The sequence below is a fragment of the Streptomyces flaveus genome, from assembly GCF_014647675.1.
Classification (GTDB): domain Bacteria; phylum Actinomycetota; class Actinomycetes; order Streptomycetales; family Streptomycetaceae; genus Streptomyces; species Streptomyces flaveus.
Genome location: NZ_BMPQ01000001.1, coordinates 272,103 through 294,680, shown reverse-complemented (window position 1 = coordinate 294,680; position 22,578 = coordinate 272,103). Strand labels below are relative to the sequence as shown.

General features: G+C 70.6%; 21 protein-coding genes. 12 read left to right on the top strand and 9 right to left on the bottom strand.

What is annotated here, in order from left to right; all coding sequences use genetic code 11:
• Positions 1-19: 19 nt before the first annotated feature.
• From IEZ21_RS01335 to IEZ21_RS01325, 3 genes are read right to left on the bottom strand one after another with little or no spacing between them, the layout of a single operon-like run.
• Positions 20-1,390, bottom strand: coding sequence for an FtsX-like permease family protein (locus IEZ21_RS01335; protein WP_373302147.1), 1,371 nt, complete (start codon positions 1,388-1,390; stop codon positions 20-22).
• Entirely contained in the window at positions 1,387-2,085 is a 699-nt protein-coding gene (locus IEZ21_RS01330) for an ABC transporter ATP-binding protein (protein ID WP_189320035.1), read from the bottom strand. The genes IEZ21_RS01335 and IEZ21_RS01330 overlap by 4 nt, the downstream gene beginning before the upstream one ends.
• Positions 2,082-2,615: a PadR family transcriptional regulator gene (locus IEZ21_RS01325; RefSeq protein WP_189320034.1), complete on the bottom strand. Its 534-nt coding sequence runs from the start codon at positions 2,613-2,615 to the stop codon at positions 2,082-2,084. The genes IEZ21_RS01330 and IEZ21_RS01325 overlap by 4 nt, the downstream gene beginning before the upstream one ends.
• A 213-nt stretch (positions 2,616-2,828) precedes the next feature.
• Between IEZ21_RS01325 and IEZ21_RS01320 the strand changes: the two genes are divergently transcribed.
• The 3 genes from IEZ21_RS01320 (at position 2,829) to IEZ21_RS01310 (ending at position 5,760) form a co-directional block, all read left to right on the top strand.
• Positions 2,829-3,113, top strand: a complete 285-nt coding sequence (locus IEZ21_RS01320; RefSeq protein ID WP_033327990.1) for a hypothetical protein — start codon at positions 2,829-2,831, stop codon at positions 3,111-3,113.
• Positions 3,113-5,248 carry a 4-alpha-glucanotransferase gene (gene malQ, locus IEZ21_RS01315; protein ID WP_189320033.1) on the top strand — a complete coding sequence of 712 codons (2,136 nt, stop codon included), beginning with the start codon at positions 3,113-3,115 and terminating at the stop codon, positions 5,246-5,248. The genes IEZ21_RS01320 and malQ overlap by 1 nt, the downstream gene beginning before the upstream one ends.
• 215 nt (positions 5,249-5,463) lie before the next feature.
• Positions 5,464-5,760 (top strand): hypothetical protein, encoded by a 297-nt coding sequence (locus tag IEZ21_RS01310; RefSeq protein ID WP_033327992.1) that lies wholly within the window; start codon positions 5,464-5,466, stop codon positions 5,758-5,760.
• A gap of 19 nt (positions 5,761-5,779) precedes the next feature.
• Here IEZ21_RS01310 and IEZ21_RS01305 read toward each other — a convergent pair whose 3' ends face one another.
• Complete coding sequence (locus IEZ21_RS01305) at positions 5,780-6,298, bottom strand: MarR family winged helix-turn-helix transcriptional regulator (RefSeq protein ID WP_189320032.1); 519 nt, start codon at positions 6,296-6,298, stop codon at positions 5,780-5,782.
• Positions 6,299-6,438: 140 nt separating this feature from the next.
• Between IEZ21_RS01305 and IEZ21_RS01300 the strand changes: the two genes are divergently transcribed.
• Both IEZ21_RS01300 and IEZ21_RS01295 read left to right on the top strand, forming a co-directional pair.
• On the top strand, positions 6,439-7,416 hold the full coding sequence (locus tag IEZ21_RS01300) for an EamA family transporter (RefSeq protein ID WP_189320031.1): 978 nt from the start codon (positions 6,439-6,441) through the stop codon (positions 7,414-7,416).
• Positions 7,417-7,554: 138 nt separating this feature from the next.
• Complete coding sequence (locus IEZ21_RS01295) at positions 7,555-8,820, top strand: M14 family zinc carboxypeptidase (RefSeq protein ID WP_246567190.1); 1,266 nt, start codon at positions 7,555-7,557, stop codon at positions 8,818-8,820.
• Between the two features lie 54 nt (positions 8,821-8,874).
• Here IEZ21_RS01295 and pepN read toward each other — a convergent pair whose 3' ends face one another.
• On the bottom strand, positions 8,875-11,454 hold the full coding sequence (gene pepN / locus IEZ21_RS01290; protein ID WP_189320030.1) for an aminopeptidase N: 2,580 nt from the start codon (positions 11,452-11,454) through the stop codon (positions 8,875-8,877).
• A gap of 124 nt (positions 11,455-11,578) precedes the next feature.
• On the opposite strand from pepN, the gene IEZ21_RS01285 reads away from it, so the two are divergent.
• The 3 genes from IEZ21_RS01285 to IEZ21_RS01275 are packed head-to-tail and all read left to right on the top strand — an operon-like array spanning position 11,579 to position 12,675.
• Complete coding sequence (locus tag IEZ21_RS01285) at positions 11,579-12,067, top strand: DUF1203 domain-containing protein (protein ID WP_189320029.1); 489 nt, start codon at positions 11,579-11,581, stop codon at positions 12,065-12,067.
• Positions 12,068-12,110: 43 nt separating this feature from the next.
• Positions 12,111-12,341: a ribbon-helix-helix domain-containing protein gene (locus IEZ21_RS01280; RefSeq protein WP_189320028.1), complete on the top strand. Its 231-nt coding sequence runs from the start codon at positions 12,111-12,113 to the stop codon at positions 12,339-12,341.
• Entirely contained in the window at positions 12,328-12,675 is a 348-nt protein-coding gene (locus IEZ21_RS01275) for a type II toxin-antitoxin system PemK/MazF family toxin (protein ID WP_189320027.1), read from the top strand. The genes IEZ21_RS01280 and IEZ21_RS01275 overlap by 14 nt, the downstream gene beginning before the upstream one ends.
• A gap of 224 nt (positions 12,676-12,899) precedes the next feature.
• On the opposite strand, the gene IEZ21_RS01270 is transcribed toward IEZ21_RS01275, so the two are convergent.
• On the bottom strand, positions 12,900-13,916 hold the full coding sequence (locus IEZ21_RS01270) for an aspartate-semialdehyde dehydrogenase (RefSeq protein WP_189320026.1): 1,017 nt from the start codon (positions 13,914-13,916) through the stop codon (positions 12,900-12,902).
• Between the two features lie 200 nt (positions 13,917-14,116).
• Here IEZ21_RS01270 and IEZ21_RS01265 point away from each other — a divergent pair, with 200 nt between their 5' ends.
• Together IEZ21_RS01265 and IEZ21_RS01260 are read left to right on the top strand one after the other, a co-directional pair.
• Positions 14,117-14,677 (top strand): sigma-70 family RNA polymerase sigma factor, encoded by a 561-nt coding sequence (locus tag IEZ21_RS01265; protein ID WP_373302164.1) that lies wholly within the window; start codon positions 14,117-14,119, stop codon positions 14,675-14,677.
• Between the two features lies 1 nt (position 14,678).
• On the top strand, positions 14,679-15,482 hold the full coding sequence (locus tag IEZ21_RS01260; protein WP_189320025.1) for a hypothetical protein: 804 nt from the start codon (positions 14,679-14,681) through the stop codon (positions 15,480-15,482).
• Between the two features lie 82 nt (positions 15,483-15,564).
• On the opposite strand, the gene IEZ21_RS01255 is transcribed toward IEZ21_RS01260, so the two are convergent.
• Entirely contained in the window at positions 15,565-18,891 is a 3,327-nt protein-coding gene (locus IEZ21_RS01255; RefSeq protein ID WP_373302146.1) for a S8 family serine peptidase, read from the bottom strand.
• Positions 18,892-19,192: 301 nt separating this feature from the next.
• Positions 19,193-19,735 carry a CGNR zinc finger domain-containing protein gene (locus IEZ21_RS01250; RefSeq protein WP_189320023.1) on the bottom strand — a complete coding sequence of 181 codons (543 nt, stop codon included), beginning with the start codon at positions 19,733-19,735 and terminating at the stop codon, positions 19,193-19,195.
• A 129-nt stretch (positions 19,736-19,864) separates the two neighbouring features.
• Between IEZ21_RS01250 and IEZ21_RS01245 the strand changes: the two genes are divergently transcribed.
• Entirely contained in the window at positions 19,865-20,320 is a 456-nt protein-coding gene (locus IEZ21_RS01245) for a VOC family protein (RefSeq protein WP_033328001.1), read from the top strand.
• A gap of 14 nt (positions 20,321-20,334) precedes the next feature.
• Positions 20,335-21,252: a pyridoxamine 5'-phosphate oxidase family protein gene (locus tag IEZ21_RS01240; protein WP_246567189.1), complete on the top strand. Its 918-nt coding sequence runs from the start codon at positions 20,335-20,337 to the stop codon at positions 21,250-21,252.
• Positions 21,253-21,331: 79 nt separating this feature from the next.
• Here IEZ21_RS01240 and IEZ21_RS01235 read toward each other — a convergent pair whose 3' ends face one another.
• Positions 21,332-22,501, bottom strand: a complete 1,170-nt coding sequence (locus IEZ21_RS01235; RefSeq protein ID WP_189320022.1) for a serine hydrolase domain-containing protein — start codon at positions 22,499-22,501, stop codon at positions 21,332-21,334.
• Positions 22,502-22,578: the final 77 nt, after the last annotated feature.

The window sequence follows — 22,578 nt, the reverse complement described above, 5'->3', positions numbered from 1 at the left end:
GCCGTACGGTCACGCCGTGCTACGTGTAGCGCAGCTCGCCCGGCCGGATCACGCGTCGCAGCAGCGGCAGCGCCGTGGCCGCGGCGAGCAGGCAGGACACGTACACCGCCGCCGGGAACAGCAGCGGCAGCAGCGGGAGGGGGACCCCCACCAGCAGCCCGTACGCGAGATACACCGCCGTACCGCCGAGACCCGCGAGCAGCATCGCCGGGGCCAGCGGCAGCGCGGTCTCCAGGAGCAGTGCCCGGCCGAGCACCGCCTGCGGCACCCCGGCCGCGGCCTGTGCGGCGAGGCCCCGGCGCCGGGTGGCCAATGACTCGGCGGCGCCGACGGCGAGACCGCTCAGGGTGATGGTCAGCGCGACCAGGACGGCGGCGCCCGTGAGGTTGATGCCGGTGGTGTAGAAGGCCATGTCCTCGGCGGAGTAGTTGTGTCCCGGGCCCGGGCCGTTCAGGTCGTGGAGCAGCAGCTGCCGTATGCCCAGGAAGCCCACGCCCACGATGGTCACCAGGATTACGGCGGCGTGGGTGCGCGCGGCGGCCCAGGGGTCGGTGCGCAGGCGCTCGGCCGCGATCAGTACCGCCGCGTTCTCGGTCCGCGTGGCGAGCCACCGGCCGGTGATCTTCGACGTGGCCCCGGCGACCGCGACCGAACCCACCGCGGTCAGCAGCACCGCGCCGAACACCGCCAGCGGGAACGCGGTGGAGCTCGCCTGCGTGCCCCACACCAGAACCAGTACGGCCGCCGCGAACACCAGCAGCGTGGGCGCCCCCAGGGTGAGCCACGCGCTCCTGTCACGCTCCGGCCGCACCCGGCGCACCCACCCCAGCGGTGAGGCCACCACCCGGCGCAGCGCGACCACGCTCACCAGCGCGGCGACGACAGGCACGGCCAGCGTCACCAGGGCGAAGCCGGCCCAGAGCAGCAGCGGGGGCCGGTCCCACAGGTGCAGCACCAGGGGTACGGCGACCGCCGCGGCGAGAGCCGAGCCCAGCAGGCAGGCGAGACCCGCCTCCAGGGCCGCGATACGCCGCACATGCAGGGCCGTCGCCCCGACCAGGCGCAGCGAGGCCAGCCGCCGGTCCCGGTGGACGGCGCCGATCCGCGCGCACTGCCCGAGGAACCCGAGTACCGGCACCAGCAGGAGCAGCAGCGCGACGACGACCCCGGGACGTATCCCCGGCTCATCCAGCAGGCCGTTGAGATACGGGAAGTGCACGTGCCCGCGTACCGCTCCGATCCCGAGCGCCGCGAGCCCGAAGCCGGTGGCCAGCGCGGCTCCCACCGCCGTCAGCATCACGCGCCACCACTCGCGCCGGTCGGAACCCCGCATCAGCAGCCAGGCGAGCCGCAGATCCTCCGTCACCGGGGCCGTCACCGAGCCCTTCACTGGGCCACCTCCAGGTCCACCGAGTCCTGCCGGACGACGCCGTCCAGCAGCCGGGCCTCACGGTCCGCGTACGCCGCGACCTGGTGATCGTGCGTGATGAGCAGCACCGTCGTGCCCGTCTCCCGGACGGTGTGCACCAACGCCGTCATCACCTGCTCGCTCGCCAGGGAGTCCAGCGCACCGGTCGGCTCGTCGGCGAAGACGACCTTCGGGCCGGTCACCAACGCCCGTGCCATCGACACCCGTTGGGCCTGACCGCCGCTCATCTCGCCCGGTCGCAGCTCCTCCTGGCCGCGTACGCCGAACCGCTCCAGCCATTCGTCCGCCCGCTTGTGCGCCTCGGTCCGCCGCACTCCCGCGAGCATCAGCGGCAGCGCCACGTTGTCGATCGCGGTCAACTCCGGGATGAGCTGCCCGAACTGGAACACCACCCCGAACTCCGTACGCCGCAGCTCGCTGAGCTGCTTCTCCGGCAGCTGGTCCAGGCGCCGTCCGTCGTAGACCACCGAGCCCTCGTCGGGGCGGACGATCCCGGCCAGGCAGTGCAGGAGCGTGGACTTTCCGCTGCCGCTGGTGCCGGTGACGGCGAGGATCTCGCCGGCGCGCAGTTCGACCGTGGCGCCACGCAGCGCCTGCGTTCTGCCGTGTGCCTTGGTGAGGGCACGGGCCGCCAGGAGCGGCACTTCGTTGCTCATGCTGCGTCGACCTCCGCGGTCAGTGTGGTGAGCCGGGCGGCGGTGGTGTTCATCCAGCGCAGGTCGGCGTCGAGATGAGACAGGGCGTAGTCGGCCGACAGGACCGTCGCGAGATCGGTGCCCGTGGCGGTCTTGACCGCCGTGAGCTGCCGCATCCGCTCCATGTGTGCGGCGCGCTGGGCGCGCAGATAGTCGGCCGGTTCCGTCGAGGCGAGGATCGCGCAGACGACCTTGGCGAAGATCTCGTTCGTCACGAAGGGGGCGGGCGGTGTGATCTCGCCCGCCCACTTGGCCAGTTCACGTGCTCCTTCGTCGGTCGACCGGTACCGCGTCCGCTCCGGGCCGCCGGCGGAATCGGTGCCGTCGACCTCGGCGAGGCCGTCGCGGACCAGGCGTTGCAGGGTCGTGTAGACCTGCCCGTAGGCCAGCGGGCGGGCCTGCGGGAAACGTTCGTCGTGCCGTCGCTTGAGGTCGTAGCCATGGCTCGGCCCACCGGCGAGCAGCCCCAGCAGGATGTGGCGGGTGCTCATGGGGGCCAGTATGTACCCGGTATATGTACTGAGTGAATAGCAGGCAGGAAATCCGCCCAGGACTCGGCCTGACAAAAAGATCCTCGGTAGTAACCCCGGATCCGGGAGAGAATGTGAACACCAACACGTTGCCCACTCGTTTACGTCTGTGTCCGCGCCCGCTGGGTATGGGGCCCCTGACCCCGCAGTATCGACTTCTCCAAGGAGGCCCTCGTGGCCGCACCGGCACCGCTTCTGCTCTCGGCCCTCTCCAAACGCCCCGGAGACCGCCTGGAGGACCCCTCCAAACGCCTGGCGGGCCTGCCCGCCGACCCCGACCTGCACCTTTGCGCCTTCAGTGCCGAGGGCCCCTGCGCCGAGGCTCCGCTGACCAGTGAGCCGCCGCTGCCCGACGCCGAACCCCTCACCAGCGAGCCACCCCTCGCCGACGCCGCCCCCCTGACGAGCGAGCCCACCTCCACGGGCGCCGCCGCAGGCCTGGACTTCCCGGGGGTCTGATGCCGCTGTCCCGGCTCGCCGCGTTGCACGGCGTCGCCACCTCCTACAGCCCGTCCCCGGACCGTACGGTCGAGGCCTCGGACTCGGCGGTGATCGCCGTCCTCGGCGCGCTGGGCGTGGACGCCCGGACTCCGGACGCCGTCCAGAGGTCGCTCGCGGCCCGCGAGACGGAGCTGCGGGAGCGGCTGCTGCCGCCGACGGTGGTGTGCTGGGGCGGGGCCCCGGCCGTGAGCGGCGACCGGGAACCCGCGGCGGACGACCCCGCGCCCACCGCCCGGGCCGGGCGCCCGGGCGGCCCGCTGCCGGCCGCGCTCACCGCACTGCCCGCGGGCACCCGCCTGCGGATCCGTACCGAGCAGGGCGAGACCCGCGCCTCGGCCGAGCAACTCCCGTACGGCATCCATGAGCTGGAGGCCACCGCCCCCGACGGCCGCACCGCCCGCGCCCACCTCGTGGTCGCCCCCTCCCGGCTGCCGGCGCCCCCGGGACGTACGTACGGACTGCTCGTCCAGCTCTACTCCCTCCTCTCCCGCCGCTCCTGGGGGATGGGCGACCTCGGAGACCTCGCCGAGCTGACGGCCTGGGCGGGGCGGGCGCTCGGCGCCGGATTCGTGCAGCTCAACCCCCTGCACGTGGCCGTGCCGGGTGAGCCCACCGACCCCTCCCCGTACCGCCCCTCCTCACGCCGCTTCCCCGATCCGGTGCATCTGCGCGTCGAGGACATCCCGGAATTCGCGTACGTCGAGGACCGCGACCGGGTTCGTACGCTGCTGGAGCGGGCCGACCGGCTGCGTGAATCCGTGCTCCACAAAGGCGCGTTGATCGACCGCGACGCCGTATGGGCACTCAAGCGCGAAGCCCTGGAACTCGTACGCGATGTGCCGCTCGGGCCCGGACGGCGCGCCGCCTACTGCGACTTCCTCGCCGAGGAGGGCGAGGCCCTCGAGGACCACGCCACCTGGTGCGCGCTCGCGGAGAGATATGGCTCCGACTGGCACAACTGGCCGGCCGGCCTGCGTGATCCCCGCTCGCCCGAAACCGCCCGCGCCCGGGCCGAGTTGATCGACCGCATCGACTTCCACAGCCGTCTCGTCTGGCTCACCGACAGCCAGCTCGCCACCGCCCAGCGCAGCGCGCGCGACGCGGGCATGCCCGTCGGACTCGTGCACGACCTCGCGGTCGGAGTGCATCCCGGCGGCGCCGACGCCTGGGCGCAACAGGAGTACTTCGCGGCGGGCATGTCCGTCGGCGCGCCCCCCGACGCCTTCAACGCCCGCGGCCAGGACTGGGGCCTGCCCCCCTGGCGCCCCGACCGGCTCGCCGACTCCGGCTACGCCCCCTACCGCCGCTTGCTGCGCGCCCTGTTCCGGTACGCAGGCGCCCTGCGCATCGACCACGTCATGGGCCTGTTCCGGCTCTGGTGGGTTCCGCAGGGCGAGGCGCCGACGGAAGGGACGTACGTCCGTTACGACGCCGAGGCCATGCTCGCGATTCTCGTACTGGAGGCCTCGCGCGCCGGAGCGCTGGTGATCGGCGAGGACCTCGGCACCGTCGAACCGGGCGTCCGCGACACGCTGCACGAGCGAGGCGTGCTCGGCACGTCCGTGCTGTGGTTCGAGCGCGACTGGGAGGGCGACGGTCTGCCCCTGCCGCCGGAACGCTGGCGTGCCGACTGCCTCGCCACCGCCACCACCCACGACCTGCCGCCCACCGCGGCCCGCCTCACCGGCGACCACGTCGAACTCCGCGACAGCCTGGGCCTGTTGACCCGCCCCTTGGAGGAGGAACGCGCCGAGGCCGCCGCGGACGCGGGGGAGTGGCTGACCCTGCTCGCCCGCCTCGGCCTCCTCGACGGCCTGGGCGGCGGAACCGCCGTCTCGGAGGAAGCCGAGATCCAGGCCGTCCACCGCTTCCTGCTCCGCACCCCGGCCCGCATGATCGGCATCTGGCTCCCGGACACGGTCGGCGACCGCCGCCCCCAGAACGTCCCCGGCACCTGGGACCAGTACCCGAACTGGCGCCTCCCGATCGCCGACGCGGAGGGCCGCCCGGTAACGCTGGAGGAACTGGCTGCTTCGCCAAGGCTGCACGCGCTGCTGGATGTGGTGCGGGGACGCGTACCGGGCGCTGCGTGAGAGCGGGGCCCGGCAAGCGCCCCGTCAGGGGCGCGGGGAACTGCGCGACCAGCCATGAAGCACCCGCAGCCGCGACACAACTGTCACCCACCACCCCCTGGCGGGGGCCCGGGGGCGCAGCTCCCCGTTTCGGGAAGGGGCGGGCTTGGGGAAAGAAACCCCCCGACGGGCACCCCGCGCAAGCGCCCACCCGAACCGTTCGTTACCGTGGCCCCGTGGACAAGAAGAACGCCCTGCGAGCCGGCGCCGTGGCAGCCGGTACGACGCTGATGATGCTGCTCATGTCGTCCCCCGCCCTCGCGCTGGCCCGCGACGACGGCGACGACCCCGGCCCGGGCCTGAGCGTCGTCGAGACGCTGGGCCTCTTTGTCGTGGCGCCGATCGCGCTCTTCGCGGTCATCGCCGGGCTGACCATGGTCCTGGACAAGTCGACGGACCGGCAGCCGAAGCCGAAGCCCGGGGGCAAGGCGCAGGGCAGGATGCAGGGCGAGGACCAGGTGCAGGCCTCCTGACCTCGGTCCTCTTCGATGGCTAAGGCCGTGGGCTGACCGTGCCCGCGAGCAACTGACGCAACAGGTCGGCCAGTTGGCCGGCCTGTTCTTCGTCGAGCGCCGACAGCGCCTCCGTCTGGAGGGCGAGCCCGGCCTCGACCGCGTCGTCGATCATCGCCAGGCCCTTGTTCGTGAGGGTGACATGGAGGGCCCGGCGGTCGTGGGGGTCGGGGGACCGGCGCAGCAGGCCGGCCCGTTCCAGCTTGTCGAGCCGCCCCGTCATGCCTCCGGTGGTCAGCATCAGCGTGTCCGAGAGCCGGCGGGGCGAGAGGGTGTACGGGGCGCCGGACCGCCGGAGCGCGGCGAGTACGTCGAACTCGCCACGCGAGATCCCGAACCGGGCGTACGCCTTGTCCATCCGGTCGCCCATCGTCCGCGAGAGCCGGTAGACGCGGCCGAACACCTCCATCGCGGCCGTGTCCAGATCGGGCCGTACGACGGCCCACTGGTCGATGATCGCGTCGACGGCGTCCCGGGGGGTCTTGGGCGTGCTGCTCATGGGGCGAGTATCCGTGCCGGGTCGGTCGCTCGCAAGAAAGTAGCTTGACGAAAAGTAGCTTAGAGCTAAGCTACTTACGGCCAAGCTGCTTCAGCCTGCCCTGCCACCCACGCTGCCCTGCCGCCCCCCTGGAGCCGGTCATGAACCGCCCCACCGCTCGCCCCGCCGTGCTCGCCGCTCCCCTCACCATCGCCCTCACCGCCCTGGCCCCCCTCTCCTGGGGCACCACCTACGCCGTCACCACGGAGTTCCTGCCGGCCGACCGCCCCCTGTTCACCGGCCTGGTGCGGGCCCTGCCCGCCGGGCTCGTGCTGCTCGCCGTCGCCCGCAAGTTGCCGAGCGGCGTGTGGTGGTGGAAGGCGGCGGCCCTGGGCGCGCTGAACATCGGCGCCTTCTTCCCGCTGCTCTTCCTCTCCGCGTACCGCCTGCCCGGCGGCCTGGCGGCGGTCGTCGGCTCCGTCGGCCCGCTGTTCGTCGCGGGCCTCGCGGCGGTCCTGCTCGGCGAGCGCCCGACCGTCCGTACGCTCCTCACCGGCATCGCGGCGGCCCTCGGCGTCAGCCTCGTCGTGCTCAAGGCGACGGGTGCGCTGGACGTCATAGGGGTCGCGGCGGCGCTCGCCGCGACCGCGTCGATGTCCGCCGGGACGGTGCTCACCAAGAGGTGGGGGCGGCCGGAGGGCGTGGGCCCGTTGGCGCTCACCGGCTGGCAGTTGACCGCGGGCGGCCTGCTGATCGCGCCGGTGGCGTTGCTCGTCGAGGGGGCGCCGCCCGCGCTCGACGGCCGGGCGATCGGCGGCTACCTCTATCTCGCGCTGGCCAACACGGCGGTGGCGTACTGGCTCTGGTTCCGCGGCATAGGCCGCCTCGCCGCCACCCAGGTCACCTTCCTCGGCCCGCTCTCACCGCTGACCGCGGCCGTCGTCGGCTGGGCCGCGCTCGGTCAGTCGCTCGGTCCCGTACAACTGGCGGGCATGGCGCTGGCGTTCGCGGCGACGGTGGCGGGTCAGCTCGGGCCGCGTACGAAGGTCCGCGAGCGAGTGGGAGTGTCCCCGAGTGGCTCGGTGCTTGCGTCGCACCAGCCCCAACGACCCCTCCGCTCCCCCGCACCGCGCCCTTGACTCCCTGACCCGGCACCTTGAGCCTTGACGAGGCGGTGGCCTCGGACCTCCCCCCACTCTCGACTTCGCTCGAGCGGGGGGACCCCCAGCGGCCGTCATGAACGCTCGACATCCGTGCGGAAGTGAGGAGTTGGGGGCGTGATCCTCACTGTCGACGAGCTGACGCGGGCGGCGCGGGCGATGGTGGTGGCCCGTCCCGGGGTGGTGCGGATGCGGAGCGTCGAGGAGTCGCGGGCCGGGCGGCCGCTCTGGGTGCTGTCCGTCGGGCGTGGCGAGCGGCAGGTGCTCACCGTGGCCGGGGCGCATGCCAATGAGCCCGTGGGCGGGATGTCCGCGCTCGCCCTTGCCGAGGAGTTCGTACGCGACCCCCGTGTCCTCGAAGAGTGGGACTGCACCTGGCACTTCCTGCTCTGCCTGGATCCGGACGGCGCCGCCCTCGCCGAGCGCCGGTTCGCCGAGCGGCCCACGCTGGAGGAGTACTACCGGGGCTTCTACCGGCCCGCCTTCGCCGGGCAGCCGGAGTTTCCGCCCGTCGAGGCCGATCCGCGTCCGGCCCTGCCGGAGTCCCGTGCGCTCACCCGGCTCCTCGACGAGCTGTGTCCCGTCGTGCAGTTCTCGCTGCACGGGGTCGAAGCAGGCGGATCGTTCCTGCAACTCACCCGTCCCGTGCCCGGCGCACCGGACGCCTTCCGTGCCGTAGTGGCGGAACTCGAAATACCCCTGGAACACCGGCCGTTCGACGGTATGGGTTGGTTCGTCGACAGCCCCGGCGTGCTCGTACGACCCGACGGCAGCCCGGCCGACGAACGCGACCCGTCCGGCTACACCTCCCGTTCCACCTGGACGTACCCGTTGCGGCACGGCACCGTGTCGGCCGTCGTCGAGGCGCCCCTGTGGAGCGTGGCGGCCGTGAGCGACCCGAGCCGCGTCGCCGACCCCGGACGGGAGATCGACCGCGCCTCGGAGCTCCTGCTCAGCCGTTCCAAGCAACTGGAGGAAGTACTCGGCCCGTTGGCCGACCGGCCGCCCCGGGACCCCGCCCGGCTGCCGTTCTACACGGCCGCCCGCGAGCTCATGGACATCAGCCCCGGCGTGGTCGACACCTGGACCACGCATGACGCCCGGGGCCTCGGCGACGCCGGACTCGCCACCACCGTCGGCAACTCCGTCTCCCTCGGCATCGCGGCCCGCATCATCCCGCTGCGCGCGGCGGCGATGATGCGGGGTGCCTTCGTCGAGGCGGCGACGGGTACGGCCGCCATCAAGGCCCTCGACTTCCTGGTGAGCGACTGGAGCCGCGAACTGGACGCCACCTTCGACGCCCGCTGGGTGCCGGTCCACCGTCAGACCGCGCTGCACACCCGCACCATGCTCCGGCTGGCAGGGCAGCTCCTGGAGACGTGAAAGGGGCGCCCGGTACGACACCGGGCGCCCCCAACCGCGTACGGACTACTGCTACTACTCCTGCGCGGAAGCCGCGTCCGCCGCCTGCGCCTTCAGCGCACGCTCCACGCCCGAGCGAGACTCCGAGACCAGCCGGCGCAGCGCCGCGTTGGGCTCGGCGGACGCGAGCCAGGCGTCCGTCTTGTCCAGGGTGTCCTGGGAGACCTGGATGGACGGGTAGAGGCCGACCGCGATCTGCTGGGCCATCTCGTGGGAGCGGGACTCCCAGACGTCCTTGACCGCCGCGAAGAACTTCTCCGTGTACGGGGCGAGCAGTTCGCGCTGGTCGGTCTGCACGAAGCCGCCGATCACCGCTTCCTGGACGGCGTTCGGCAGCTTGTCGGACTCGACGACCGAGGCCCAGGCCTCCGCCTTCGCCGCCTCGGTCGGACGGGCGGCCCGCGCGGTCGTCGCGTAGCGCTCACCGGCGTCCGTCTTGTCCCGCTCGTACTCGGCGGTGATCTCCGCCTCGTCGAACCGGCCCGTCACGGCGAGCCGCTGCACGAAGGTCCAGCGCAGCTCGGTGTCCACGGCCAGCCCCTCGACGGTCTCGCTGCCGCTGAGCAGCCCCTCCAGGAGATCCAGCTGCTCGGGCGTACGGGCCGTCGCCGCGAAGGCGCGCGCCCAGGCCAGCTGGTGGTCGCTGCCGGGCTCGGCCGCGCGCAGGTGCTCGAGCGCGGCCACGGTCCAGCGGGTCAGGCCACTCTCGCGCCAGGCCGGGTCCGCGTACAGGTCGAGGGCCAGCTTCACCTGGCGGTGCAGCGACTGCACCACGCCGATGTCGGACTCCTTGCCGATGCCGGACAGCACCAGCGAGAGGTAGTCACGGGTGGCGAGCTCCGCGTCACGCGTCATGTCCCAGGCCGAGGCCCAGCACAGGGCGCGGGGGAGGGACGCCTCGAAGTCGCCCAGGTGCTCCGTGACGAAGGCCAGCGACTGCTCGTCGAGGCGGACCTTCGCGTACGAGAGGTCGTCGTCGTTGAGCAGTACGACGGCCGGGCGGCGCTTGCCCACCAGCTGCGGAACGGCGGTCAGTTCACCGTCGACGTCCAGCTCGACACGCTCATCGCGCAGCAACTTGCCGCTGTCGTCGTCGAGGTCGTAGAAGCCGATCGCGATGCGGTGCGGGCGCAGCGTCGACTCACCCTTCGCGCCCGCGGGCAGCGCCGGCGCCTCCTGGCGGATGGCGAAGGAGGTGATGACGCCGTCCGCGTCGGTCTCGATCTCGGGACGGAGGATGTTGATACCGGCGGTCTGGAGCCACTTCTCGGACCAGTTCCCCAGGTCACGCCCGCTGGTCTCCTCCAGCGCGCCGAGAAGGTCGGACAGCCGCGTGTTCCCGTACGCGTGCGCCTTGAAGTACGCCTGCACGCCCCGGAAGAACTCGTCCATCCCGACGTACGCGACGAGCTGCTTCAGCACGCTCGCGCCCTTGGCGTACGTGATGCCGTCGAAGTTGACGAGCACGTCGTCCAGGTCGCGGATCTCGGCCATGATCGGGTGCGTGGAGGGAAGCTGGTCCTGGCGGTAAGCCCAGGTCTTCATCTGATTGGCGAAGGTGGTCCACGAGTGCGGCCACCGGCTGTCGGGGTGGTGCGCCTGGCAGGCGGCCTCGGCGTAGGTGGCGAACGACTCGTTCAGCCACAGGTCGTTCCACCACTCCATGGTCACGAGGTCGCCGAACCACATGTGCGCCAGCTCGTGCAGGATCGTCGAGGCGCGCATCTCGTACGCCGCGTCCGTCACCTTCGACCGGAAGACGTACTGGTCGCGGAGGGTGACCGCACCCGCGTTCTCCATCGCGCCCGCGTTGAACTCCGGCACGAAGAGCTGGTCGTACTTCTTGAACGGGTACGCGTAGTCGAACTTCTCCTGGAACCACTCGAAGCCCTGCCGCGTGACCTCGAAGATCGCGTCCGAGTCCAGGTACTCGGCGAGGGAGGGCCGGCAGTAGATGCCGAGCGGGACGGTCTGCCCGTCCTTCTCGTACACGCTGTGGACGCTGTGGTACGGGCCGACGATCAGCGCGGTGATGTACGAGGAGATCCTCGGCGTCGGCTCGAAGATCCAGATGTCGTACTTGGGCTCGGGCGTCGGCGAGTTGGAGATGACGGTCCAGCCGGTGGGCGCCTTCACGGTGAACTGGAAGGTGGCCTTCAGATCGGGCTGCTCGAAGGACGCGAACACGCGGCGGGCGTCCGGGACCTCGAACTGCGTGTAGAGGTAGGCCTGTTGGTCGACGGGGTCGACGAACCGGTGCAGTCCCTCACCGGTGTTGGTGTACGCGCAGTCGGCGACGACCCGCAGGATGTTGCGGCCATCGAGGATGCCCGGGAGTGCGATACGCGAGTCCTTGAAGACCTCGTCCGCATCGAGGTGGTCGCCGTTGAGGGTGATCTCGTGGACGGTCGGGGCCACCAGATCGATGAAGGACTGCGCGCCGTTCTCGACCGAGTCGAAGCGCACGGTGGTCACGGACCGGAAGGTGCCTCCCTCCTGCGCGCCGGAGAGGTCGAGATCGATCTCGTACGAGTCAACGGTGAGCAGCTTCGCCCGCTGCTGCGCCTCTTCACGGGTCAGGTTTGTGCCAGGCACGCGGTCATCTCCTCGGTGCGGTCCTCGTATGTAACGGTTCAGCCATCCTTCCACGGGAGCTGTGCGTAAGGCGATGTCCGTTTCCCGCCGGTGCCCTGGCCGGGCGGAGGTCAGCCTGGACTGCATGACCAGCTATCACGCACGTCCCATCGAACCGGCCGCCCTGAAGGAGCTGCGCGCCACGGACGACGCGGGCCGTCCGATGGCCCCCTTCGCGGACGACGAGGGCGGAGCCCCACTCCGCTGCTGCCTGCGCCGCAGCGAGCCGGGGGAACGGATCGCCCTCGTCTCGTACGCCCCGCTGCGCCGCTGGGCGGCGGAAACGGGCGCTGACCCGGGGGCGTACGACGAACAGGGTCCGGTGTTCATCCACGCGGAGGAGTGCGGGGGTCCGTCGCTGACCGGCCACCCGTTCCCGGGGGCGCATCGCACGGTCCGCCGTTACTCGGCCCAGGGGCACATCCTCGGCGGCCGTCTCGTGGAACCTCCGTTGACTTTCGACGAGGCGTTCACGGCGGCGTTCGCCGATTCGGAGGTGGTGCTGGTGCATGTCAGGGCGGTGGAGTACGGCTGCTTCCTCTATGAGGTGCGCAGATCTGACCCTGAATGGTAGTACTGATATGGCGACTCTGGTCATACCCTGCTACCCTAATGGTATGAAGATTAGTGTGAGCCTGCCGCAGGAGGACGTCGCCTTCGTCGACGAGTACGCCACCAAGAAGGCGGCAGAGTCGCGATCCGCAGTGATACACGCCGCTATTCAAGCGCTGCGCGAGTCAGCCCTTGAGGAGGAGTACCTCGCGGCTTGGGACGAGTGGTACGCGAGCGAGGACGCGGAGCTGTGGGACCGCACTGCGGGGGACGGAATCTCAGATGAATCGCGGTGACATCTACCTGGTGGACCTGGAGCCGGCCGTTGGCAGCGAGGCGAACAAGAAGCGCCCTGCGGTCCTCGTGACCAACAATGCCGCGAACCGCATGGCGGACCGAGCGGGACGCGGCGTCCTGGCGGTGGTGCCGGTGACGTCCAATGTCTCGCATGTGCGGCCGTTCCAGGTCTTTCTGCACGCGGCGGAGTGTGGCTTGAGGCTGGACTCCAAGGCTCAGTGCGAACAGATCCGTGCGCTCGATTTCTCGCGATTCGGTCACCGGATCGGTGTGGTGCCGCAGCAGGCACTCAAGGAGATCGATCGGGCCCTGCGGCAGCAACTGGCGCTCTGAAAAACGGGAGGGTCAAGTATGAAGGGGCGATCCTGGCGCGAGGTACGTGCCGAGGCGTTCGAGCGCCATCCGGAGCTGGATTCCGCCCAGGCCCGGCTTGACCGGGCCAGGATGCGGGCGGAGAGCTTGGCTCGCATTCGTGTACACGAGCTGAGTCAGCGCGAGGAATAAGGAGCGGGGCGGTCACCGTATGGTGACCGCCCCGCTCCTCGTACGTGCAGGCGTCAGCCCTTGAGTTCCGCCGCCACCAGCTCCGCGATCTGCACCGCGTTCAGCGCAGCGCCCTTGCGGAGGTTGTCGTTCGAGACGAACAGGGCGAGGCCGTTTTCCACCGTCTCGTCCGTGCGGATGCGGCCTACGAAGGACGGGTCCTGGCCGGCGGCCTGGAGGGGGGTCGGGATGTCCGACAGCGCGACACCCGGGGCGCCTGCCAGCAGCTCCGTCGCGCGCTCCACCGACAGCGGGCGCGTGAAGCGGGCGTTCACCTGGAGGGAGTGGCCGGAGAAGACCGGGACGCGGACGCAGGTGCCGGAGACCTTGAGGCCGGGGATCTCCAGGATCTTGCGGGACTCGTTGCGGAGCTTCTGCTCCTCGTCCGTCTCGTTCAGGCCGTCGTCGACGATCGAGCCCGCCAGGGGGAGGACGTTGAAGGCGATGGGGCGCTTGTAGACCTGCGGCTCGGGGAAGTCGACCGCCGAACCGTCGTGCGTCAGCTTCTCCGCGTCCGCGATCACCTTCTGGGCCTGGCCGTGCAGCTCGGCCACGCCCGCGAGGCCGGAGCCCGACACCGCCTGGTACGTCGCGACGACCAGCGCCTCGAGGCCCGCCTCCTCGTGCAGCGGCTTCAGTACCGGCATCGCGGCCATCGTCGTGCAGTTCGGGTTCGCGATGATCCCCTTGGGGCGGTTCACGATCGCGTGCGGGTTCACCTCGGACACCACCAGGGGTACGTCCGGGTCCTTGCGCCAGGCGGAGGAGTTGTCGATCACGACCGGGCCCTGCGAGGCGACCTTCTCGGCCAGCGCCCGCGAGGTCGTGCCGCCCGCCGAGAAGAGCACGATGTCCAGGCCGGAGTAGTCCGCCGTGGAAGCGTCTTCCACCGTCACACCGTCGAGTACCGACCCGGCCGAGCGGGCCGAGGCGAACAGGCGCAGCTCCGAGACCGGGAAGTCCCGCTCTACGAGGATCCTGCGCATGACCGTGCCGACCTGACCGGTGGCTCCGACGATTCCTACCTTCACGGCGACTCCCTCTGCCTGTGCATAGCTGTGCTGTGCGTCGATGGGCGGCGTTCCATCATGCGTCCCACCCCGGCCCGCCTGTCCAATCCTTTGTGCTCCTGCCCGAGGAGTGGGACGGTGTGCGCCCGCACGACGTGACGTACGTCTCGGTCGAACGTTTTGGCCCGCACCGGCGTCGTAGAGGCAGGGCGAGGGGAGGGGTGGCTGTGCTGCGCAGAAAAAGCCGCCGCGGCCAGGGGAGCGACGGCCTGGGGAGCGACGCTCCGGCGGACGATCCGCTGGACGCGGCCCAGGAACGCCGGGTGCGGGCGGTGCTCGCGCTCGGCGGCGTGCCGCAGGCGGACCTGCCGGACGGGGTGCAGCAGGTCCGCCTGCGGCTCCTGGAGCGGGCCGCGAACGGGGCTGAGGCACCGCGCGACGTGTCCGCGTGGGCGGCGGTCGTGGCGTCGAACCTGGCGATGGACTGGCACCGGGCCAGGCGCCGCCAGGAACGGATCGGGGAACGCCTCGCCGCCCTGCGGCAGTTGGACCATGTGGACGCCTCGGGCGACGACACGAAGGTGCTCTCGCTCGCCGTGGCCCAGGGCCTCGACGAGCTGCCCGACGCCCAGCGGCAGATCCTCGTCCTGCGCTTCTACGCCGATCTGCCGGTCCGCGGGATCGCCGAGGAGCTCGGCATCCCGGAGGGCACGGTCAAGAGCAGGCTGCACACGGCGGTACGCGCGCTGCGCGCCCGCCTGCACGAGGACGAGGTGGTGTGACGTGGCCGAGTACGAGGGCGAAGGCGATGCGCGAACCGACGCGCTGCTGGCCGCGATCACCGATGAACCGCTGCCCCAAGAGGCCCTGGACGACCCGGAGTTCATGGCGGAGCACCGGTCGGCGATGGCGGACGTGGCGGAGCTGCGGGAGCAGTTGCTGTTCATGGGGGAGGCGCTGGCCGCGGAGAGCGAGCGGTCCCAGGCGGATCCCGCGCCGGTCAGGACGGCGAAGCCGCCCAGACGCGCCGCGCGATCATGGCAGCCCCGGCGCTACGCCGGCCTCGCCCTGGGAGCCCTTGTGGTCGCCACGGGCACCACGCTGCTCGGCGGGCTCGTATGGCTCGGCGTCCAAAGTGGTGGCGGGGCCGACGCCGGCACCAGCTCCGCCGATTCTGGCGCCGGCCGGGCCGAAACCGGCAGCGGCGACGACACGGCCGCGGACGGCAAGGACATGTACTCACCCGAGATGCACATTGCGTGCTCGAAGGTCCTCGTCGAGGGGACCGTACAGAGCATCACACCCGCGGCCGACGGGAACGTACGCGTCGCACTGAAGGTGAAGCGCTACTACCGGCCCGAGCAGTCGGTGACGGACCACCCGACGATCACTGTCACCCTGCTCGCCAGTGCGAGGCAGGACCTGAAGGTCGGTACGTACACCCTGGTCAGGGTGCCGGTGTACCCGCAGGACCGGCAGGACTGGGAGACCGGCTGGGGTGTCGGCGACGCCCGCAAGGGCATTCTGGACGCGTTGCCCGGGGCGCAAGGGCTGAAGTGCCCGGCCCCGCAGCAGAACGGCGGGTAACGGCGACAAGCCGACGGCAACAAAAGGGGCGGGCGCCCGGTACACACCGGACGCCCGCCCACAGTCGTACAGAACCCGAGAACTACGGCGTGACCTTCTCGATCAGCACGCTGCCCGTGCCCGCGGCCGTACCGCGCGCGTTCACGAGCTGCACCTGGCCGAAGAACTCGCGGCCCTCGGGCGCCGCGGCAGCCGCGACGATCGAGCCGGAGAACGTAGCCGAGTCGCCCGTGCCGAGCGACACCTGCGTGTCGTCGGTCTCGATCGTGCCGAGCGCGGCCGAGAAGAACACGTCACGGTAGTCGTACTCCGTGGTGCCGCCCGGGACCGCGTAGCCCTGGACCTCCACGGTGTACGTACCGGCGGCGGGCTTGGCGATCGTGACCGACTCCTCCGAGTCGGCGTCGGCCGCGATGCCCACCTGGTTGCCGGCGGCGTCGAACACGTACAGGTCGAGGTCGGCGTTCGCGACCGAAGGGTTGCCGATGGTCACGTTCAGCGACTCGGCGCCCGCGGGCACCTCGACCGTGCTGGTCTGGGCGGCGCCCTCGGCGATGGTCGGCCGCTCGTTCTTGGCGGAGCCGAGCGGGCCGCCCGCGAGCTTGCCCTCGACCGGCTCCAGCGTGTTCGTCACCTTCCAGGAGGCGTCGGTCGGGGTGCCGACCTTGGCCTCGGGGATGGTCACGAGCTCCGGGTCGAAGGTCGCGCCCAGGACGGCGACGTCCAGCTTGTACGGGTTGTCGAGCAGCGGCGACGTACGACGCGACTCGACCTCGATCTCCCAGACGCCCGGCTGCGGGTCGGTGTACGAGCGCAGGTCGGGGCGGCAGGGCTTGCTGTCCGGGCTGGTGAAGTTGTTGTAGCAGTCCAGCGAGGCCGACGGGTCGAGCTGAACACCGTACGGGTGGATGGAGTGGAACCGGGTCTGGCTCTTGTCCTTCAGCCCGCTCATCCGGACCTCGAGGGTCTTGGCGCCCTCGGGGACGGTCACGAAGTACGAGTCGTTGCTGTTGCGCTGTACCGAGCCCGACGCGGAGAAGGAGTACTTCAGCGGGGTCGAGACCACGACCGTCGACATGACCTGGTGGTCGATGCCCTCGGTGCGCGGGTCGTCGACCTCGAGGATCGCGCTCTTGATGCCGGCCGAGGACGGCTTCGCGGAGACCTTCACGGTGACCGGCTTGTTCAGCGGCAGCGACACCTCGTCGGAGCTCTCGATGCGGAACGTCTTGCCGCTGTTGTTCTCCAGGTGCAGCTCGTGCCGCAGCGCGCTGTCCGGGCCGGACGTACGGGTGATCGTGATGTCGTACGTCTTCTTCTGGCCGGCCTTGAGCCCGCCCTCACGGTCGTAGAGGCCGGTGCCGAAGCCCGGGGTCTTGAGCGCCTGGTCGATGGCGGTGTCGACCGGGGCCTTGACCGTGTACTCGTGCGCCGTGGCGCCCTTCTTGATGGACTTCCACGCGTCGACGATGTTCATCCGGCCCACGCCCTCGGTGTACGCCTGGACACCGCTGATGTGGTCGGCGGTCGACGTCAGCGCGGTGCGCAGCTTCGCGGGCGTCAGGTCGATGCCCTTCTCCTTCGCGGCGGACAGGAGCAGCGCCGAGGCGCCCGTGGCCTGCGGGGAGGACATCGAGGTGCCGTTGAGCATCTGGTAGCCGGGCGGCAGCGTGTAGCCCGCTTCGGGGGCTATGACGCCGGGCAGCCAGGTCTGCGCGGTGTTGACCGAGGCGCCGGGCGCGACCAGGGTCGGCGTGAAGCCGCCGTCCTCACGCGGGCCGCGCGAGGAGAAGGGGAACATGGCGTACTTCTTCTCCACGGCCGAGCCGTAGTTGGACGCCCAGGTCTCCTTGGAGATGGCCGCACCGACCGAGATGACCTTGTCGGCGAGGCCGGGGTCGCCGATGGTGTTGGCGCCGGGGCCGGAGTTGCCCGCGGAGATCACCAGCTGAACGCCGTACTCGTCGATGAGACGCGTGTAGAGCTCGGCGCGCGCGTTGTTGCCGTCGTTCAGGGCGGGCAGGCCGCCGATCGACATGTTGACGATGTCGACGCCGCGCTTCGTCACGAGGTCGATCATGCCCTCGGTGAGCGCGACGTTGGTGCAGCCGGGTCCGAACTCGCAGGCACGGGACGAGACGAGCTTCGCACCCGGGGCGGCGCCGTTCATCTTGCCGCCGAACAGGCCCTTCGCCGCGGTGATACCGGCGACGTGCGTGCCGTGCTCGCTCGATATGAGGCCGATGTTGACGAAGTCGGCCTTCTTGCCGACCCAGTCACCGCCCAGCGGATCGGTCGGCACGTCCTTGCGGATCTCGACGACGAACGGCTGCCGCTCGGCGACGGCGGTCGACGGGTCGTCGGTGCCGAAGTAACCGATCTGGTAGCCGTCCTTGTACGGCTTCATCGCGGTGTCGTCGGTGAAGTCGTTGTTGCCGTTCACGTCGACGGTGACCGTGCCGGCCGCGTCGTACAGGACGCCCCAGGTGTCGGTCTTGTCTCCGTCGCGGTTCACGTCACCGGCGGCGTCACCGCCCGCCGTGACGGACTCCCGGAACAGGTTGATCTTGTACGAGCCCGAAGGCGCCGCCCACGTCTGGCCGTTGAAGGTGAAGGTGGGCCCGGAGACGGAGGTCGACATCAGACGCCAGCTGCCGTCGCCGTCGACGATCGGGTCGGTCGAGGTCACCCAGTCGACGATCTTCCGCTCACCAGTGGTCGTCTTCTGCAGCGCCGGGTGAGCGAGGTCCACACCGGAGTCGAGGATGCCGATGGTGATGCCGCGGCCGTCCGCCTTCGGGTTCTTCTTCACGAAGTCGACGGCGCCCGTCTCGAAGGACGGGTTGTACGGGTTCTCGGCCGGGGTGTTCTTGTCCGGGGCCGGGTAACTCTTCGCCTGGGCCTCGGCCTTGGCGCCCTTGGCCCCGTCGGCGCCCGGCGTCGGGTCCTCACGGATGATCTCGTGGCGCAGGTCGATGCCGTGCACGGAGGAGAGCTTCGCGGCGGCGTCGACGGCTGCCTCGGCCCTGGCGGTGGGCACGGTGGCGCGGACGTAGCCGAGCTTGTCGTAGGTGCGGCCCACGGAGCCGCCCTTGACCGCGTCCAGCTGGTCGGCGACCTTCTCGGTCTCACCGGGCGCGGTGGCGATCATCATCGTGACGTTCTTCGCACCGTCGGCCTGGGCCTCGGCAAGCAGGTCGGCATCGGCCGAACCGAGCTTGTCGTCGGCGGACTTGAGAGCCGGGTCGGTTGCCGCACGGGCGGCCGGGTCGTCCGCAGAGAAGGCCATGGGTATCGGCCCCGTCGCGGAGAGGGCAGCTACCAGGCCTGCGGCCACTGCAATTCTGGCCACGTGTCTCGCGCCTCTGATCGGAGCGCGCTGAGGCTCGGGAGTGGGGGTCATCAGCATCCCTGCTAGGTAAGGACGAGCGTGAGTCCGGTATGTGAACCCGGATGACCGCTCAGCTTTACGTAAGAGATGCATGTTTGGGGAGAGTCGACAGGTACGCGAGAGTAAGTTGGCGCAATCCCGCCACACGCCATGGAGTTGATAGGGCGTCATAAGCGGACGTGTCCGGGATGCGGTGAGGGGGCCCCGTCAGGGACACGGGGCTGTATCAATGTGCGGCTCCGCCGCGATGGGGGTCCCCAGGCCCTTGAGGCGCTGAGGGGCGCGACCAGCCGCAGACGACCCGCAGCCGTCGTACTGCTCAGCTCTCCTTCACCCGCGCGTAATGGCGGGACGCCTTCGCCCGGTTACCGCAAACCGCCATCGAACACCAGCGTCGCGTCCCGTTCCGCGAGGTGTCGAAGAAGTGCAGGATGCACGCCTCGTGCGCGCAGGCACGGATGCGATCGGGAGCCGTGCTCAGCAACTCCAGGTAGTCGCGCGCCGCGAGCCACGCGGGGCCCCAGGACTCGTCACCGAACTCCACACGCTCGCCCGGCCCTTCGGCGGTGAGCGTCGCCCGGATCCGGCCGTGCGAGAGGGCGGCGTCGACCGGCCCGGCGCTGTCCGCGTCCAGCGGACCGTCGACGACCGCCCGCAGGGCGTCCCGGGCCCCCAGTGCATGGCGCAGCGTCGCCTCATCGGCGGCGAAGCGGTCGAGCCCGTTCGCGGCCAGCCACACGCTCAGCCCGTCGGTGTCCACGAGCAGGTCCTGCGCGACGCCTTCGTACATCCAGCGCGTGTTGAGCAGGTCGAGGGAGAGCGGCTCACCGGTGAGCGGACGCGGATCGCGAGCGGCGGACATCTGAGGGCTCCCTTCCCTGCTAACCGGTAAAGAGTACTTGACCGGTTGCACCCTACGTGTCTAACCGTTAATGTCCATTAAGCCGGTTAGTCCGCAAGGGGCGGGCAGCCGTCGACGAAGGGGTGTGCCATGTCGGCAACCAGCACGCTGCGCACCGGCCACATAGGCCTCAATGTCACGGACCTCGACCGCTCGCTCGCCTTCTACCGGGACCTCCTCGGCTTCGGGGTACTCGCCGAGGGGAAGGAGGAGGGCCGCCGGTTCGCGTTCTTCGGCGAGGACGGCCGCCCGACGCTGACGCTGTGGGAACAGGCCGGCGACGGCTACGACGCGGGACGCGCCGGTCTCCACCACCTCGCCGTGGAGGCCGACACGGTCGAGCAGGTCCGCGAGTACGAGACGGCGCTGCGCGCACACGGCGTCGACTTCGCGTACGACGGTGTCGTCGCCCACGGCGAAGGCGCGGCCTCGGGCGGCATCTTCTTCCATGACCCGGACGGCACCCGCCTGGAGATCTACGCACCGAGCGGCGCCGAGGAGGCTCCGGCGCCTTCTGGGGCCGCTCCGACCTGCGGTTTCTTCTAAGAGGAGTGAATTCAGTGGCTGCGTACGACCAGGCCGCGTATGACCAGGCTGTGTACGACCCCTACCACTCCGGCTCACGCGCCGTGCAGGACCGTGTCGGTGTGCGCGAGTTCGCCGATCACGTCGGCCGGTCCATCGGCCAGGGCATCAGGCCGGTGGCCGCCGCCTTCCTGGAGCTCCAGCCGATGCTGGTGCTCGGCGCGGCGGACGGGGCGGGCCGCGTCTGGGCCTCGCTGCTCACCGGAGCCCCCGGGTTCGTCAGGGCCACGGGCCCCCGGCAGATCTCGGTCGAAGGCGGTCTCCACGAGAGCGACCCCCTCGCGGACGCGCTCGCGGCCGGTGCCCCGGTCGGCACCATCGCGCTCGACCCGCGCACCCGTCGCCGTATGCGCCTCAATGGACGGGCGCGCCCCACACCGCGCGGCTTCGTGGTCGAGGCCGACCAGGTGTTCTCCAACTGCCCCAAGTACCTGCAGAAGAGGGAGCGTTACGAGGAGGTGGAGCGCCCGTCCTCGGACGCCGTCCGAAGGGGTGTCCAACTCACTGACGAACAGCGGACCTTCATCGAAACAGCCGACACCTTCTTCCTCGCCACCGTTCACAGCCAAGGTGCCGACGCCAGTCATCGTGGCGGCAACCCCGGCTTCGTACGGACCGATTCGCCGTACGAGCTGAGCTGGCCGGACTACTCGGGCAACTCCATGTTCCTCACGCTCGGCAACCTCACGGCCGACCCGCGCGCCGGGCTGCTCTTCCTCGACTGGACCACCGGCACCACGCTCCAGCTCACCGGTACGGCCCGCACCGAGTTCGCCCCGGACGGGGAGCGCACGGTCCGCTTCACCGTCACCGAGGCCGTCGAGACGCCCGGAGCAAGCCCACTGCGCTGGTCGGCGCCCGAGTACTCACCGGCCAACCCACCGCCGCCGTAACGTGCCGCCCTCGATGTTGGAGATCTGCGGCCGGTCCATGCCCGCCCAGCGCGCCGGGCATGGACCGCCTGCCCGCACGCTACTTGCGGCAGAATTCCGCCTCGATCACCGCCCCGCTGTCCCCCGCCCAGTCGCCGTTGAAGTTGAACGAGAGCGAGTGGCGGCCGTCCGCCGTGGTGACGGCCTCCGAGAGAGAGCCGTGGATGCCGCCGCCGTGGCCCCAGACCGTGATCCCGCAGCTCAGCTTGCTTGCCGACAGGCCGAGGCCGTACGCGAGGTTGGGAGAACCGTCGATCTTCACCGTCTTCTTCATCTCGGCGAGTTGGGCCTTGGGGAGCAACTTGCCGCGCAGGAGGGCGGAGTAGAAGCGGTTCAGGTCGCCGGAGTCGGAGATCATGTCGCCCGAGCCGCCGGCGAGCGTGGAGTTCAGTTCCGTGACGTCGTACGTCGGGCCGGTCGCGGTCTCGGCGAGCTTGCCGTACGCCCGGCTGCTGGGCCCCGGCACCTTCGGATACGTACCGGGGACGAACGTGGCGCGCAGGCCGAGCGGTTCGACGATGCGGTCGCGGATCTCGTGCCCGTACGAGTTGCCCGTGGCGCTCTCGATGACCATCGCGGCCAGGGTGTAGTTGGTGTTCGAGTAGTTCCAGGACGTGCCGGGCGCGAAGTCCGGCTTGTGCGCCATGGCGGTCTCCACGAGCTGCCCGAGGGTCGCCGTGTCGTAACGGTGCTTGAAGAAGCCGTCCTTGAGGAAGTACTTCCGGCCGAACGCCTCGTCCTCCGTGTAGTTGGAGATGCCGCTGGTGTGGTTGAGGAGCTGGCGGAGGGTGATCTTGCTGCCGTCGTGGCCGTTGCCGCGGACGACGCCGGGCAGCCACTTCTCGACCTTGTCGTCGAGTGAGAGCCTGCCCTCCGCTTCCAGCTGGAGCAGCACCGTCGACACGAAGGTCTTGGTGATGCTGCCGACGCGGTAGCGGTCGTGGGCGGAGCGCGGCTGCTGCGTCTTGAGGTTGCCGACGCCCGAAGTGGCCTTCCAGGTCCCGTACTTGTCCTTGGCCTGCCCGGCGACACCGGGGACGCCGTCCTTCACGGCGGCGTCCATCGCCTCCTGGGTCGCGCTGTGGGTTCTGGTGGCCGGGGAGGGGGCGGCCACCGCGGTGGCGGTCGTCGCGGATGCGGTGAGCGACACCGCGGTGAGCGCGACAGTGCCCAGCAGTGCGATGCGCAGCGTGCGTGGTGATGCGGTCATGTGTCGGTACGTCCCTTCCGTCAGAGGGTGATCGACGGAAGGGACACCGTGGCTGGGCAAGTTGGTTGAACTGCCCT

Excerpts from the sequence above, each read along its gene's own strand:
- IEZ21_RS01245 (WP_033328001.1), top strand. The coding sequence starts at position 19,865 with ATGTCGGCAACCAGCACGCTGCGCACCGGCCACATAGGCCTCAATGTC.
- IEZ21_RS01275 (WP_189320027.1), top strand. The coding sequence starts at position 12,328 with ATGAATCGCGGTGACATCTACCTGGTGGACCTGGAGCCGGCCGTTGGC.
- IEZ21_RS01235 (WP_189320022.1), bottom strand. The coding sequence starts at position 22,501 with ATGACCGCATCACCACGCACGCTGCGCATCGCACTGCTGGGCACTGTC.
- IEZ21_RS01330 (WP_189320035.1), bottom strand. The coding sequence starts at position 2,085 with ATGAGCAACGAAGTGCCGCTCCTGGCGGCCCGTGCCCTCACCAAGGCA.
- IEZ21_RS01285 (WP_189320029.1), top strand. The coding sequence starts at position 11,579 with ATGACCAGCTATCACGCACGTCCCATCGAACCGGCCGCCCTGAAGGAG.
- IEZ21_RS01250 (WP_189320023.1), bottom strand. The coding sequence starts at position 19,735 with ATGTCCGCCGCTCGCGATCCGCGTCCGCTCACCGGTGAGCCGCTCTCC.
- IEZ21_RS01300 (WP_189320031.1), top strand. The coding sequence starts at position 6,439 with ATGAACCGCCCCACCGCTCGCCCCGCCGTGCTCGCCGCTCCCCTCACC.
- IEZ21_RS01255 (WP_373302146.1), bottom strand. The coding sequence starts at position 18,891 with ATGCTGATGACCCCCACTCCCGAGCCTCAGCGCGCTCCGATCAGAGGC.
- IEZ21_RS01280 (WP_189320028.1), top strand. The coding sequence starts at position 12,111 with ATGAAGATTAGTGTGAGCCTGCCGCAGGAGGACGTCGCCTTCGTCGAC.
- malQ (WP_189320033.1), top strand. The coding sequence starts at position 3,113 with ATGCCGCTGTCCCGGCTCGCCGCGTTGCACGGCGTCGCCACCTCCTAC.
- IEZ21_RS01305 (WP_189320032.1), bottom strand. The coding sequence starts at position 6,298 with ATGAGCAGCACGCCCAAGACCCCCCGGGACGCCGTCGACGCGATCATC.
- IEZ21_RS01325 (WP_189320034.1), bottom strand. The coding sequence starts at position 2,615 with ATGAGCACCCGCCACATCCTGCTGGGGCTGCTCGCCGGTGGGCCGAGC.